We start from the raw sequence: 14,166 nt of genomic DNA, 5'->3' as shown, positions 1-14,166 counted from the left end.
AGTCGCGCACTGGTGGTGCGCCATGGGCTTACGTTAACCTGTCTTGCCAAAGTCCAACCCTACCGCGCGGGGTGCAGGCAACCGTTTCGCTGCGAAACCGGGGGAACTACACTCCGGTCCCACGCGGGTCTCCGGTTAACCCGGCTTCTGAGAGTAGATTGTAAACAGCTCAACCGGTTCTGACACGCCACGCAACAGATAGCGTCCAAGCGACACCAGATCATGATGGGTGGCGGCCGCAACGCGCTGAACGTCTTCAGACACGATAATGTTGCGCCCGACAGAGACATGCATGTCCGAAATCCGAGCCGCCAGATTCACCGCCGGGCCAATGACCGTAAAATCAAGCCGGTTTTCCGCCCCTATATTGCCATACAGCAGCGGTCCCGCATGCAGCGCGAGGGTGAAGTCGGTGATTGGCAACCCCTGGGACGCGCGCTCCAGATTGCGGGCGCTGACCGCAGTTTCCAATGCCTTGGCCGCATCAAGTGCCGCAAGCGCGCCCTCTTGCAGATTGGCCAGATCAAAGATCGCCAGGATCCCATCGCCCATAAATTTGAGGATATTGCCGCCCTGTGCCTGGATCGCGCCAACGGCAACGCCAAAATAGTCGTTCAGCATCTCAATCAGCTCGGCACCGGGGATCTGCTCAGCAAGGCTGGTGAAGCCGCGCAGGTCGAACAGACAGATCACCGCGTTGATCTCACGTGACGATCCGCGCTGAATCTCACCCGACAAGACCCGGCGCCCGGCGTCCCGCCCCAAATAGACCTTCAGCAAATCGCTTGCCATACGCCGGTTGGCAGAGGATTTGAGAGCAAGCCCAAGATGCGGCAGGGTCGCCCGGATGACCCGCAGATCACTTTCGCAGAACCCGTCCTCGTGGTTGGTTGCCCAGCTGAGCAGTACTCCTTCAGAGCCTGTGTTGGTTTCAAAAGTGACCGCATCTTCGGTAAAGATCAGCCCCGCACTGACATAAGCCGTAGCGCCACGTTCCTTCAGACCAACAAGAAGCGGAAACGCCTGATACTCGGTGCTGTTCACCAGATCAAAACACAACTCGTTTAACCCTTGCTGCATCATGGCAAAGAGCGGGCTTTGCAACCAATCCTCGGACGGGGTCTCACGGTATTCAAAAACCTGCGAGGTGACACCCTCATCGGCCATCCAGTTGAAACCGATGTTGCCGAATTTCGGATGAAACGCCCGCTGCGCAAGAAAGAAGCGCCAAAGCGGCACCCCAAGGGCGACCATCTGGTCGCAATATCCCTGCAGGATCTCTTTCTGACTGGCCCCTTTCAGGCCGCGATCAACCACCCAGGCAATCAGGGACTGCACCCGTTCAAATGGTTCTGAGCCTTGTCCCTCGATCGCTGCCATCGCTAACCTCATCTCGCTCATCCAAGCGTCCGCTCGCTTACCTTACTCACGCAAAGTGGATCTCTTGTCACATTCTCGGTTAGGTCACAATGTATGGTCGGAAATGTTCACGCGCTCGTTAACAGGAGGATTTGAGCCCCTTTTTGCAAGCAACAGGTCGGCTAGGGGGGCGGAAAATGTTCACTTGAACATATCTTCCATCACAAGTGAGCAGCGCAGGGAAGAACGGTCTTTACAGTGGATTTACGACGACCATCGGACCCGCCACCATAGGCGAGACTGTGGCTTACATCATAAAGCTCAAACCTAACACTTCTGTTCACTAAAGATCATCTTTTCACGACACGCCATTTCACAGCTGTGCGCACCCCAAAAAGACCGAATCATGGGCCAACTTCGCTATTTTGATCGTCACTTATGATGCAGGCGCAGCGAATCTTTCAGGACGAAAAAAACAGAATTTTCTTGCCTCCTGGCGGGTTCAGGGCTGCTTTCTGTTCAATTCAGCATTTTTGTCCGCTCCTAAATTCAAGGAAGGACGCAACGTCGGAACCCGCATAACAAGACAATAAGTATATGTTTTAATTTAAATAAAAAGTCAAAACAGACGATCCGTTCGATCATCCCGGCCAAAAATGTCCAAGTGAACCCCAAATAGCTTCACATGAGCGTTACATTGACCACATACTGCCCGAGCCAGGGGTGGTTCCGCCCACCTGAACAACTGTCACAGGGGACCGCTGCGGCATGGCGCCCAGCTTGGTCGAAGGAGATAGAAATGAATCTGAAGTCCGTATTGACGGCCTCCGTCTTTGCTTTCGCTGGTACCGCAGCGTTTGCTGACAAAACCGAAATCGAATTCTGGCACGCCATGGGTGGTCGCCTGGGTGAGGTTGTGAACGAAATCGCAACCGATTTTAACGCCTCTCAGGACGACTACACCTTGGTGCCTGTTTACAAAGGCAACTATGAAGAAACCCTGACCGCAGGTATCGCAGCCTTCCGCGCAGGCGAGCAGCCCGACATCATTCAGGTGTTTGACGCAGGCGCAGCAACCATCATCGGCGCAAAAGGCGCAGTTGTTCCGGCGCAAGATCTGCTGACCGACAATGGCATCGCGTTTGATGCAAACGATTATATCTCGGGCGTGCGCTACTTCTATGCAGACGCTGCGGGCAAAATGGTCGGCATGCCGTTCAACTCGTCCACCCCGATCCTGTACTTCAACGAAGACGCCATGAAGAAAGCCGGCGTTTCCGCTCCGAAGACATGGGAAGAATTCCAGACTGTGACCGCGCCCGCTCTGAAAGAGGCCGGTTACGTGCCAATGGCGCAGTCGCACCTGCCCTGGATCTTCACCGAAAACTTCATGTCCCGCCACAACCTGCCGTTCGCATCCAACGACAATGGCTATGGCGACGGTGAGACCAAGATCCTGGTCAACAACGACGCAATCAAAGCCCATTTCACCGCGCTGAAGGGCTGGGTTGATGATGGTATGTTCGGTTACTATGGCGCCGGCTGGGCCGACAACCAGAAGCCCTTCGAGCAAGGCGAAGTTGCCATGTGGCTGGGCTCTTCCGGTTCGTTTGGCGGTCTGTCCAAAACTGTTGAGTTCCCGTTCTCTGCAACCTACCTGCCCTATTGGGAAGGCGTAAACGCAGAGCCGACCAACACCTTTATCGGTGGCGCCGCTCTGTTTGCGATGTCCGGCAAATCTGCTGAAGAAAACAAGGCAACTGCCGAATTCTTCCGCTTCCTGACCTCGCCTGAGACCCAGTACTACTGGCACAAAGAAACCGGTTATGTTCCGATCACCAACGCCGCTTACGAGCTGGCCAAGAAAGACGGCCACTATGACCGCGCGCCTGCCGCCGAAGTTGGCATCAAGCAGCTGACCCTGCCTGCTGGTGAGAACACCAAAGGTTACCGCATGGGCTTTTACGTTCAGATCCGCGACGTAATGAACCGTGAATACGGCAAGATCCTGTCTGGCGAAGCCTCTGTAGAAGACGCGTTCCAGACCATCGAAGACGAATCCAACAAACTGCTGGCTCGTTTCGCAAAAACCCAGGGCTAATCCAAGCCCCACCCCCACGCGGCGGGCCAGCAATGGTCCGCCGTCTTTTTTCGAAATGCTTTGCTGGGAGCCGAGAATGAAAAGAGTCCAATTCTCCCGACCGCTGTTTCCCTACCTTTTGTTGGTGCCACAGCTGTCAATCATCCTGTTGTTCTTTTACTGGCCGGCGGGCGAGGCGATCCGGTCCTCGTTCTATCTGGAAGACCCGTTTGGATTTGGCTCCACTTTTGTGGGGTTCGACAATTACAGCGATGCGGTGACAGGTTCTGAATATGCCTCCATCGCGCAGTTTACGTTGGTTTTCACCTTATTGGTGGCCTTCTTCTCGCTTTCTCTGGCGCTGCTGTTGGCCGTGAAGGCCGATGCGATTATTCGCGGGGCCAAATCCTATCGGATCTTTTTGATGTGGGTCTATGCCATCGCGCCACCCGTAGCGGGGCTTATGGGTATTTTACTGTTTGATCAAAGCCTTGGACCGTTGACTCATCTGGCCGGTTTCTTCGGCTGGGAGTTGCGCCTTGGTGTGAACTATTGGGATACTGCCACAGCGATCATCGTGATTTCGGTGTGGAAGCAGATCCCGATCAATTTCATCTTTTTCCTCGCCGGTCTGCAATCCATCCCGCGCAGCATTCGCGAAGCTGCGGTCATTGATGACCCCTCTGCAACCAGCCGGTTCTTTTCGATCACCTTCCCGCTGTTGGCACCAACCGGGTTTTTCCTGCTGATCATCAATATCACTTATGCGCTGTTTGATACCTTTGGGGTGATCGACATCGTGTTGAAAGGTGAGCCGGGCAACAACCCAATCACCCTTGTTTACAAGGTCTTCCTGGACGGGTTCCGCGGCAATGATCTGGGCGGGTCTTCGGCACAATCAGTGATCTTGATGGTGCTTGTACTGGTCCTGACCGTCTTCCAGTTCCGCTTCATGGAACGCCGCGTTCATTATAATTGAGGAGAGCTGAGATGACTGATGTACAGACCGCCGCGGCCCCTCGGACTGGGCAACGCAAGAAGACGATAAAATGGCGTTTGGTGGGCGACCACGCCATCCTGATTGCAGGGTCGCTGTTGATGCTACTGCCGGTGTTGATGGTGCTGACCACCTCAACCTTTGACAATGTCACCATCCACAAAGAGGGCATCCAATTCTATTTTGGCGACAAATTCGTCGAGAACTACCAGAAAGCGCTGTTTGAAAAGGGCGGGTTCACCAAAACCGTCGATGGCGCGCGGATGCTGATGAACTCGATGATCCTGGGCATTGGCTTTGCCGTGGGCAAGATCGTCATTTCCATGATGGCCGCCTATGCGATTGTCTATTTCCGCTTCCGTTTTGGCACGATTGCATTCTGGGTGATCTTCACCACGCTTCTGTTGCCGCTTGAGGTGCGTATCCTGCCCTCCTATGAGGTGGTGCAATCTCTGGGGATGTTGAACAGCTACCCCGGTCTGATCATCCCCTTGATCGCCTCGGCCACGGGCACTTTCTATTTCCGCCAGTTTTTCAAATCCGTTCCCGAGGAACTGCTGGAAGCGGCGCGGATCGATGGGGCCGGGCCATTCAAGTTCTTTGTCGATATCCTGGTGCCGCTGAGCCAGACAATGATCGCGGCGATGTTCATCATCATGTTTGTCTTTGGCTGGAACCAATATCTGTGGCCGACGCTGATGACGACAGATGAAGGCATGTTCACCCTGGTGCGCGGCATCAAACAGATCATGCAGGTCTGGATCGGCGCCAATATCCCGGATTATGGCCTGGCTATGGCGCTGGCGATCATCGCCATGACGCCGCCGGTGGCCATCGTAGTTTTCTTCCAGAGCTGGTTCGTCAAGGGCCTGACGGAATCTGATAAATAAGGACCCCAAGCAAATGGCAAATGTCACACTCGACACCGTTCGCAAAACCTACCCCAATGGCTATAAGGCTGTGCACGGGGCCGATTTTCAGATCCGCGATGGGGAGTTCATCGTGCTGGTGGGCCCCTCGGGATGCGGAAAATCGACCCTGTTGCGGATGATTGCAGGGTTGGAAGATGTCACCGAAGGCGACATTCTGATTGACGATGCGGTTGTGAACGACGTCGACCCGGCCCGTCGCGATATTGCGATGGTGTTCCAGAACTATGCGCTCTATCCGCATATGACCGTGCGCCAGAACATGGCCTATGGGTTGAAGAACCAGCGCATGAACAAGGCTGAAATCGCCTCCCGCATCGAAGAAGCCGCGCGCACCCTACGTCTGGAAGAGTTCCTGGAGCGCAAACCGGGCCAGCTGTCCGGTGGCCAGCGCCAGCGTGTGGCCATGGGGCGCGCAATTGTGCGCCACCCCAAGGTTTTCCTGTTTGACGAACCCCTGTCCAACCTGGACGCGAAACTGCGCACCCAGCTCCGGGCCGAGCTGAAGGCGCTGCACAAACGTCTGGGCGCAACCTTTGTCTATGTGACTCACGATCAGGTCGAGGCCATGAGCCTGGCAGACCGGATTATCATCATGAGCGCCGGACAGGTTGAACAGATCGGCACGCCGATGGATCTGTATCTGCGTCCCGCGTCGCGGTTTGTGGCGGATTTCATCGGCAGCCCCGCCATGAACATCGTCCACGGCACACTGGCGGCGGATCAGGCCTCTGTGACGCTGGCGGATGGCTCTGCGCTGCCTCTACCGGTGAGACTGGAAACCCCGGCCGGGACCAAGGTGGATGTGGGCGTGCGCCCGGAACACCTGGAAGCGGTTTCCGCAGATGTGGCACAATTTCAACTCACCGTTGATTTCGTGGAACAACTGGGTGCGGATACCGTGATTCATGGCTACCAGAAAGGCGTTGAAAACCCGTTGGCCCTGCGTCTGACAGGCATTCACGCTCCGGAGGCCGGCGAGGTCCTGTCACTGGGGGCAAGTGCCGATCATTTACATGTTTTTGAAAGCGCGACAGGGCGGCGCATAAATTGATAGTCACATGTCAAAACCTTTGATCTTTGGGCACCGCGGCGCTCCTGCGGTTCTTCCTGAAAACACACTGAACGGGTTTCAGCACGCGATTGACGCGGGCGCGGACGGTATTGAACTGGACGTGCTTTTGACCCGTGACGGCGTGCCCGTGGTGACCCATAATCCGAACCTGCTTTCGGATACGACAAAGGGCCCTGATGGTGCGTGGCTTACCGAAGTTGGTCCGGCTGTTGCCGAGCTGACATTGGCAGAGCTGCAGGCGTTTGATGTGGGAAGCTGCCACCCTAATGGACCCCACGCACAAAAGCATCCGAACCAGACTGCGCTAGGTTTTACTTCTATACCCACATTGGATGCGGTGCTTGCATTGGTGGCCGATGCAGACCGCCAGCTGCAGGTCATGGTAGAGTTGAAACACGCACCGGACACCGATTGGTCTCCGGCACCGGAACGCTTTGTCGAGATCGTGGCAGATGTTGTGACACGGCATGGGGTCATGGAGCACAGCTATGTCCATGCCTTCAACTGGCAGATCCTCAGCGCGGCGTCACGAATTACCCCGGATTGGGCACGATCCTATCTGAGCTGTAGCCGGGCGTTTTACCCGGACGGCTCGCTTTTTGAAGGATCGCCCTGGCTGGACGGTCTGTCCCATGATCCGGCACAGATGCTGCCGCAACTGGCAGAGATTGGCGCGCGCAATTGGAGCCCGTTTTTCAAGGATCTTACCCCGGAGGCTCTGGAACAGGCGCAATCGCTGGGGCTGACTGTGATGACATGGACGGTAAACGGTGAGACTGCCACAAAGGCAGAACTGGCGCGCGGCGTTGACGGGGTTATTACCGACGATCCAAGGGCGGCACTCGCCCTGCGGGACAAGGAACGTTAGGTGATGACTGCGTTGATGACACCGGCACAAGCCTTTGCCCGATATGAGACAATCCGCCCCCGCCTGCCCGCCGTCGGGCTGCGCGGGAGAGCGCAAAAAATTGCCAACCTCGGTGAGGTCACGGATCACTTTGATGCCTTTGTCTTTGACGCGTATGGAGTTCTGAATGTGGGTGACAGCCCTGTGGCCGGAGCTCGCCACCGCATTGATGCCTTGCGTGCTGCAGGGAAACAGGTGCTGGTCCTGACCAATGCCGCCAGCTTCACCCGCGCGCAGACGGTGGAAAAATTCGACCGGTTAGGATTCGACTTTTCCGCCAATGAGATCGTATCAAGTCGCGAAGTCTGTGAAAAACAGCTTGCGACACAGGGCTTGTGGGGTGTCATGGCCCCCGCAGAATTTCAACCAGAGGAACTGCCGGTCCGGGCGATTGCATTGGGGGACGATGCCTCCGACTACGAACGGGTTGCCGGGTTTCTGTTGCTGTCGAGTGCGGACTGGACAGCACATCGCCATGCCATGCTGACCGCCAGCCTTGTTCAGGAGCCACGGCCCGTTGTTGTGGCCAACCCGGATCTGGTGGCTCCACGCGAAACAGGTCTTTCGCTGGAACCCGGTTTTTATGCGCAAGACCTGCAGGACAAATTGAACCTTACTGTGGAATTTCACGGCAAACCCTTCCCCTCGGTTTATCATGAGGTTGAACAACGCCTGGGCAAAATAGATCCGAAACGGATCGCGATGGTGGGGGACACTTTGCATACGGATGTTCTGGGCGCACAATCACGTGGCTGGACAAGTGTTCTGATCACGGACCACGGGCTGTTTGCCGGTCTGGATGTTGCTCCCTTTATCGCCGAAAGCGGCATCATTCCGGATTGGATCGCACCAACGATCTAGCGGCACGCACCCCTTTGGCATAGAAGGCACCGCATGACCGAATTGAATGACAGGCAACGGGACATCGTCGAACGGTTGCGCGAAGCCGGCCAGCAATCCATCAATGCTTTGGCCGAATTCTATGGCGTTGCCACACAGACCATTCGCCGCGACATCAACGAGATGTGTGATCAGGGCCTGGCCCGACGTGTCCATGGTGGGGTCGCGCCACCTGCCAATCCGGTCAATCTCAACTTTCGCGCCCGATCCATTCTGAACGAAGCGCCAAAACGTGCCATCGCCGCCGCTGCGGCCGCGATGATTCCACCGGGGTCAACAGTCTTGCTGGGGATTGGCACCACCGTGCAATACACCGCAGAGGCGTTGATGCGGACCCCCGACATCACATTGGTGACCAACAATCTGGAAGTTGCCAGCCTCATGTGTGGTGTCGACCATTGCGAGGTTCATGTGGTGGGCGGACAGCTGCGCACCGAAGATCGCGATCTGGTAGGGCCCGGAACGCTGGAAGGCTATCGCCGATTTGTCGCGGATTTTGGCATTGTCAGCTGTGGTGCGTTGGATCCTGCCCATGGTGTTCTGGATTACAAGCAGTTTGATGCAGATGTCAGCAATACCATCCACCGCTCGGCACGCCAAAGCCTGTTGCTGGCCGATGCCAGCAAATGGCAAAGCAGAGCCAGCCACCGGGTGTGTGACTTCCATACACCCGACCATTTCCTGACAGATCACCTGCCGGATGACCTCGATTGGGACGGCTGTCCGGTTACCTGCATCTGAGAACCCTTCCTGTTTTTGTCCGACGCGGATGAAACACCCTGACAGATCATGGCCGCCTGCTTTCAGGCCGACGCGTGCGTAGTTTGCGAGGAACGCGCCCCCGTTCAGATGCGGCATTCAACCTTGCGACACAGACTAAAGAGAAGCCCCTGCAGACGATCCAATCAGATTTTTCCCTGCTTTTCTGCCTGACACAGAGAACGTTGCGACATAGAATACCGTGACACGACAATATGGTTTCTTTTCCATGGCAACCGGCCCCGCCAGTGCAGGCGACATCCGGCTGGGAGGTATGGAGACACAGAAGCACAGCCGACAGGGACGCAGATGAAAGATCTACAGGAACGCGCATTGCAGCTTTTTCAGACCGGCGTTGATCGTGCCGATCCAGCACGCGCTCTGCGCAAGCAGCTGTTGATGGAACCTCTGCCCGAACTGGCAGATGGGGGACGCTATTACCTGGTTGCCCTGGGCAAGGCCGCAATCCCAATGATGCGTGAGGCACTGGCGCATGTTACCCAGGACTTCACGGCCTTGGTGGTGACAAACAGCGAGAATGCCGAAAACGTCGACGGGGCCACTGTCATGTTTGGCAGCCACCCTGTCCCCGATGAGAAGAGCGCAGCCGCAGGGCAAGCAATCCTGGAGTTTGTCGCAGAGGCTGGCGCCCGTGACCGCGTGATTGCCCTGATCTCGGGCGGGGGGTCGGCGCTGGCGATTGCCCCCAGTGCCGGTATCAGCATGGCGGACAAAGCCAAGGTCAATGCGCTGCTGCTTGGGGCTGGTCTGGACATCAACCAAATGAATCTGGTGCGCCAGCAATTGTCCAACCTCAAAGGGGGGGGCCTGCTGCGTCAAGCAGCGCCTGCGCCGGTTTCATCGTTTATTCTGTCTGATGTGATTGGCGATGACTTACGTGCCATCGCTTCGGGCCCGACGGTTGCCGCCATCGCAGATCGCGCGGCGGCGCGTGAGTTGCTGGAAAAGAATGCCCTTTGGACCGAAGTGCCCCAGTCAGTGCGAGATCACCTGTCACAAGAAAACGGCAGTTCGCGGCGCCCGAGTGCAAAGAATACGCTGATCGGATCAAACCGGTTCAGTCTGGACGCGGTTGCCGCAGCTGCGCAGCAGGACTGGGACACCACCGTCGTCTCTGACGCGCTGGTCGGGGATGTTCGCGATGCTGCACGACAGGTTATCCAGGCTGCGCAAGCCGCGCCGAAACGGCGTCCTGTTGCGCTGTTGTGGGGCGGTGAGACCACGGTACAGCTTCATGGTGACGGACGTGGCGGGCGCAATCAGGAACTGGCCCTGCGGGTGGCACAGATGGGGGCTGATATGCTGACCGGCAATTGGCTGTTTCTTTCTGCAGGCACCGATGGACGCGATGGCCCGACGGATGCAGCCGGCGGTATTGTAAACGGGCAGACGTGGCAGGCGATCAGTGACTTTGGCTATGATCCGCAGGCCTTGCTGGACAACAACGATAGCTATGCCGCGCTGTCCGTCGCCAAATCACTGGTGATTACCGGTGGCACCGGAACCAATGTCGCAGATCTTCAGATTTTCCTGAGATTGCCCGACTGATGCCAGCCGCCTAATCCTGTTTCACGGGATCTTCAGCCCGGTGAAGATCCTGCAGTAAATCCAGCAACAGATCATAGCGATCAGGCCCGAGCTTGCTGCGGGCCTCTTCGGATAGCGCAAGCGCCGCGTCGATATTGGCAGCGATCAGTGATCGCCCCTCGTCGGTGATCGAAATCAGCTGGCGCCTGCGATCTTCGGTGTCGCGCGCCCGCGCAATCAGTGCCTTTTCTTCCAGCTTCTGCAGGATACGTGTCAGGCTTGGAAGAAGCAGGCAGGTCTCTTCCGCGATCTGGGTGGGATCAATGGCACCGCTCTCCTCGACCACACGCAGGACGCGCCACTGTTGCTCTGTCACACCACTTTCATTGAGAAGTGCACGGACAGGCCCCATGACGTGTTCACGGGCACGCAAAAGCGCGATGGGCAACGAGCGGGAGGTACTGGGCAAACGGCGCGGCATGTCGAAGTATCACAATCTTGCGTGGCAAACGCAAACAATTAGCAATCAAAAGTCGGAATCACTGTTATAAAGCGGCTGTTTGGCACGCGATCAAGCCATGTACAACATTCAGAACAAAAAAGATCCTGTGTCATTTGACCCGCAGACATTTGTGATTGTGCAAAGGCTGAATCAGGTCGTGGTGGCCTCCGGGAACAGCCCCTCCCTTTTCCGATACGTATTTACGCGGAATTGACCGGGAAATAACGAGACAATTAGCCTTGATTGTGCAGGGGTATGAATATTCAACTGATAGTTTTGAATATTCTAGGGAGGGAGCCATGAAGAACGCAGTTCTCGCTGGCGGATTAGCACTGTTTGCGCTGACCACTACCGCGACAGCGGACATTACGATTGCCCATATCTATGGCAAGACAGGGCCTTTTGAAGCCTATGCCAAACAGTCTCATGATGGGTTGATGCTGGGCCTGGAATACGCAACCGGCGGTACCATGCAGGTATTGGGCGAGCCCATTGTGGTAATCGAGAAAGACACCCAGCTGAAACCCGAAAACGGCCGTGCGCTGCTGGAGGAAGCCTATGGGGATGATGAGGTGGATCTGGCCATTGGCCCGGTCAGTTCAGGTGTTGCATTGGCCATGCTTCCCGTTGCCGAAGAATATGAGAAAATCCTGATTGTTGAACCGGCTGTTGCAGACTCCATAACCGGTTCCAACTGGAATCGCTATGTGTTCCGAACCTCCCGCAATTCGTCTCAGGACGCAATTGCAAGCGCAATCGCCCTGGCCGGAGACAACGTGCATATCGCGACGCTGGCGCAGGATTATGCCTTTGGCCGCGATGGGATTTCAGCCTTTCGGGAAGCTTTGGAAAGCCAGGGGCACGGGATCGTACACGAGGAATACGTACCAACGGATACTGCTGATTTCACCCCGGCTGCAGAACGCATTTTCAACGCGATGAAAGATCTGGATGGAGAGAAGAAGCTGTTCATCCTGTGGGCGGGCAGCGGCAATCCCTGGTCCAAGATCAACGCCATGAACCCGCAGCGGTTCGGTATCGAATTTGCCGGCGTCGGCAATATCCTTGCGGCCCTCAAAGGGTTTCGCGACTTCGAAGGTATGGAGGGCGGCACTTATTACTACTACGAACTTCCCGATAATCCAGTGAATGATTGGTTGGTCAAAACGCATTTCGAACGTTTTGACAGCCCACCGGATTTCTTTACGGCAGGAGGGATGGCAGCGGGCATTGCCGCAGTTGAAGCGATCAGGAAAGCTGGGTCCACCGACAGCGAAGACCTGATTGATGCAATGGAAGGTATGGAATGGCAAAGCCCAAAGGGCACAATGAAGTTCCGCGCCCAGGACCACCAAGCCATGCAATCGATGTATCACTTCAAACTTGATGTCAAAGATGATGTCGAATGGGCCATTCCCACATTGGTTCGTGAAATTACCATCGACGAGCTTCCTGTCCCTGTGCGCAACGAGTAACGACGCGGCGCACAAAATCCGGGCCCGGCAACCAACTGTTTCCGGGCCCGTGGTTTTTATGGTTGATTTTTAACGCGCACCCCTTCGCTGGTCTATGCTCGGGAGATATGGATGCCATGTCATCAGCATTGTTACGTACAGAAGATCTGACCGCGCGCTTTGGCGGACATGTTGCAGTCAATGCGGTCAGCTGCGCCTTTGAAGCAGGATCTCTGACCGCCATCATCGGCCCCAATGGAGCCGGAAAGACCACTTATTTTGATCTGATATCGGGTCAGGTGAATGCCAACTCGGGTCGCGTTTTCCTAGATGGACGCGACATCACCCGATTGACCGTTGCGTCACGGACGCGCGCTGGGATCGGGCGCGCGTTCCAGCTGACCAATCTCTTTCCAGACCTGACGGTGATGGAGAACCTACGGCTTGTGGCGCAGTCAAAATCCAAACGGCAAGCCTGCGTCTGGTCCATGGCCAGCCGCCATCGCGACTTGATCGAAGCCGCAGAAAAGGCCCTGGTGCAGGTACAGTTGACAGAACAGCGTTTCCAGAAAGTGTCAGAGCTGTCCCATGGCGATCAGCGCAAGCTTGAGGTGGCGATGCTGATCACGCTTGATCCGCTGGTCTACATGTTTGACGAGCCGACCGCCGGGATGAGCATGGATGAGGCGCCGGTTGTTCTGGATCTGATCGAACATCTTAAAAAGAGACAAGACCGCGCCATTTTGCTGGTTGAGCACAAGATGGAGGTTATTCGGGCTCTGGCTGACCGAATTATTGTCCTGCACAATGGTACCTTGGCGGCCGATGGCGCCCCGACGGATGTAATGCACTCCGACATTGTCCAAGAGGCCTATATCGGGCGTGGATTGGAAGGCGCATTGCATGACCTCTAATGCGCTTCTGGAACTTGACGATGTTTATACGGATATTGGTCGTTACCACATCCTGCGCGGCGTCAGCCTGAATGTCCCACCAAGCACGGTAACCATGCTGCTGGGGCGAAACGGCGCAGGAAAAACAACGACCCTTCGTTCAATCATCGGTCATTGGCGTGCCCGTGAGGGTAAAATCTTCTTTGACGGCATGGATATAACCAAAATGCCAACCCCTGATATCGCGCGCGCAGGCATTGGGTATGTCCCTGAACAAATGGAAGTATTCTCTGACCTCACCATCGAAGAAAACATGCGCCTTGCCGCTTTCTCCGGTCCCATGGACGCGGCGCGGCTGGACTGGATTTTTTCCGTCTTTCCGGCACTCAAAACCTTTTGGCGCGCGCAGGCCGGAACCCTATCGGGGGGGCAGAAACAAATGTTGTCGATCGCACGGGCGATGATCGAGGAACGCAAGCTCTACCTGATTGATGAACCGACCAAAGGGCTTGCTCCGGCGATCGTCACCACAATGGCCCGCGCTCTGGCAGATCTGAAGCGACAGGGCGCTGCCATCTTGTTGGTGGAACAGAATTTTGCCGTGGCAAAGGCGCTCGGCGATTATGCGGATGTGATGGATGATGGGCGCGTGATCTGGTCCGGTTCCATGGAGCGGCTCTCCAAAGACGCAGAGCTTCAGCAACGCTTGATGGGACTGAGCCTTGCAAACACCTGAACGTCCTTCCGCATTCCAATCAAAGGC

At 56.1% G+C, this 14,166-nt stretch carries 13 protein-coding genes; 11 read left to right on the top strand and 2 right to left on the bottom strand.

Annotation, left to right across the window (positions count from 1 at the left end; all coding sequences use genetic code 11):
- Positions 1-135: 135 nt before the first annotated feature.
- Entirely contained in the window at positions 136-1,380 is a 1,245-nt protein-coding gene (locus ACXAEW_RS07840) for an adenylate/guanylate cyclase domain-containing protein (RefSeq protein WP_474940794.1), read from the bottom strand.
- Between the two features lie 778 nt (positions 1,381-2,158).
- Between ACXAEW_RS07840 and ACXAEW_RS07835 the strand changes: the two genes are divergently transcribed.
- From ACXAEW_RS07835 to ACXAEW_RS07800, 8 genes are all read left to right on the top strand, one after another.
- Positions 2,159-3,460 (top strand): extracellular solute-binding protein, encoded by a 1,302-nt coding sequence (locus ACXAEW_RS07835; protein ID WP_474940793.1) that lies wholly within the window; start codon positions 2,159-2,161, stop codon positions 3,458-3,460.
- A 76-nt stretch (positions 3,461-3,536) separates the two neighbouring features.
- On the top strand, positions 3,537-4,418 hold the full coding sequence (locus ACXAEW_RS07830) for an ABC transporter permease subunit (RefSeq protein ID WP_474940792.1): 882 nt from the start codon (positions 3,537-3,539) through the stop codon (positions 4,416-4,418).
- Between the two features lie 11 nt (positions 4,419-4,429).
- Positions 4,430-5,326 (top strand): ABC transporter permease subunit, encoded by an 897-nt coding sequence (locus ACXAEW_RS07825; RefSeq protein WP_474940791.1) that lies wholly within the window; start codon positions 4,430-4,432, stop codon positions 5,324-5,326.
- 13 nt (positions 5,327-5,339) lie between these two features.
- Complete coding sequence (locus ACXAEW_RS07820; RefSeq protein ID WP_474940790.1) at positions 5,340-6,419, top strand: sn-glycerol-3-phosphate import ATP-binding protein UgpC; 1,080 nt, start codon at positions 5,340-5,342, stop codon at positions 6,417-6,419.
- A 7-nt stretch (positions 6,420-6,426) separates the two neighbouring features.
- Entirely contained in the window at positions 6,427-7,308 is an 882-nt protein-coding gene (locus ACXAEW_RS07815) for a glycerophosphodiester phosphodiesterase family protein (RefSeq protein WP_474940789.1), read from the top strand.
- 3 nt (positions 7,309-7,311) lie between these two features.
- Entirely contained in the window at positions 7,312-8,208 is an 897-nt protein-coding gene (locus tag ACXAEW_RS07810) for an HAD-IIA family hydrolase (protein ID WP_474940788.1), read from the top strand.
- Positions 8,209-8,241: 33 nt separating this feature from the next.
- Positions 8,242-8,988 (top strand): DeoR/GlpR family DNA-binding transcription regulator, encoded by a 747-nt coding sequence (locus tag ACXAEW_RS07805; protein WP_474940787.1) that lies wholly within the window; start codon positions 8,242-8,244, stop codon positions 8,986-8,988.
- A gap of 327 nt (positions 8,989-9,315) precedes the next feature.
- Positions 9,316-10,575: a glycerate kinase type-2 family protein gene (locus ACXAEW_RS07800; protein ID WP_474940786.1), complete on the top strand. Its 1,260-nt coding sequence runs from the start codon at positions 9,316-9,318 to the stop codon at positions 10,573-10,575.
- A 10-nt stretch (positions 10,576-10,585) separates the two neighbouring features.
- Here the strand turns inward: ACXAEW_RS07800 and hpaR are convergent, their stop codons facing one another.
- Positions 10,586-11,035, bottom strand: coding sequence for a homoprotocatechuate degradation operon regulator HpaR (gene hpaR / locus ACXAEW_RS07795; protein WP_474940785.1), 450 nt, complete (start codon positions 11,033-11,035; stop codon positions 10,586-10,588).
- 320 nt (positions 11,036-11,355) lie between these two features.
- Between hpaR and ACXAEW_RS07790 the strand changes: the two genes are divergently transcribed.
- From ACXAEW_RS07790 to ACXAEW_RS07780, 3 genes are all read left to right on the top strand, one after another.
- A complete protein-coding gene (locus tag ACXAEW_RS07790; RefSeq protein ID WP_474940784.1) occupies positions 11,356-12,531 on the top strand; it encodes a substrate-binding domain-containing protein in 1,176 nt (391 codons plus the stop codon).
- 116 nt (positions 12,532-12,647) lie between these two features.
- Positions 12,648-13,424 carry an ABC transporter ATP-binding protein gene (locus tag ACXAEW_RS07785; RefSeq protein WP_474940783.1) on the top strand — a complete coding sequence of 259 codons (777 nt, stop codon included), beginning with the start codon at positions 12,648-12,650 and terminating at the stop codon, positions 13,422-13,424.
- Positions 13,414-14,139, top strand: coding sequence for an ABC transporter ATP-binding protein (locus tag ACXAEW_RS07780; RefSeq protein ID WP_474940782.1), 726 nt, complete (start codon positions 13,414-13,416; stop codon positions 14,137-14,139). Before ACXAEW_RS07785 ends, ACXAEW_RS07780 begins: the two co-directional genes overlap by 11 nt.
- Positions 14,140-14,166 lie beyond the last annotated feature (27 nt).

This window comes from Epibacterium sp. ABZ3_068 (genome assembly GCF_056159265.1).
Note: the sequence above shows the minus strand (reverse complement) of the source record. Positions and strands in the feature narration are given on the sequence as shown.

Bases quoted from the DNA above. Each gene is read 5' to 3' on its own strand.
- ACXAEW_RS07840 (WP_474940794.1), bottom strand. From the start codon at position 1,380: ATGGCAGCGATCGAGGGACAAGGCTCAGAACCATTTGAACGGGTGCAG.
- ACXAEW_RS07835 (WP_474940793.1), top strand. From the start codon at position 2,159: ATGAATCTGAAGTCCGTATTGACGGCCTCCGTCTTTGCTTTCGCTGGT.
- ACXAEW_RS07830 (WP_474940792.1), top strand. From the start codon at position 3,537: ATGAAAAGAGTCCAATTCTCCCGACCGCTGTTTCCCTACCTTTTGTTG.
- ACXAEW_RS07825 (WP_474940791.1), top strand. From the start codon at position 4,430: ATGACTGATGTACAGACCGCCGCGGCCCCTCGGACTGGGCAACGCAAG.
- ACXAEW_RS07820 (WP_474940790.1), top strand. From the start codon at position 5,340: ATGGCAAATGTCACACTCGACACCGTTCGCAAAACCTACCCCAATGGC.
- ACXAEW_RS07815 (WP_474940789.1), top strand. From the start codon at position 6,427: ATGTCAAAACCTTTGATCTTTGGGCACCGCGGCGCTCCTGCGGTTCTT.
- ACXAEW_RS07810 (WP_474940788.1), top strand. From the start codon at position 7,312: ATGACTGCGTTGATGACACCGGCACAAGCCTTTGCCCGATATGAGACA.
- ACXAEW_RS07805 (WP_474940787.1), top strand. From the start codon at position 8,242: ATGACCGAATTGAATGACAGGCAACGGGACATCGTCGAACGGTTGCGC.
- ACXAEW_RS07800 (WP_474940786.1), top strand. From the start codon at position 9,316: ATGAAAGATCTACAGGAACGCGCATTGCAGCTTTTTCAGACCGGCGTT.
- hpaR (WP_474940785.1), bottom strand. From the start codon at position 11,035: ATGCCGCGCCGTTTGCCCAGTACCTCCCGCTCGTTGCCCATCGCGCTT.
- ACXAEW_RS07790 (WP_474940784.1), top strand. From the start codon at position 11,356: ATGAAGAACGCAGTTCTCGCTGGCGGATTAGCACTGTTTGCGCTGACC.
- ACXAEW_RS07785 (WP_474940783.1), top strand. From the start codon at position 12,648: ATGTCATCAGCATTGTTACGTACAGAAGATCTGACCGCGCGCTTTGGC.
- ACXAEW_RS07780 (WP_474940782.1), top strand. From the start codon at position 13,414: ATGACCTCTAATGCGCTTCTGGAACTTGACGATGTTTATACGGATATT.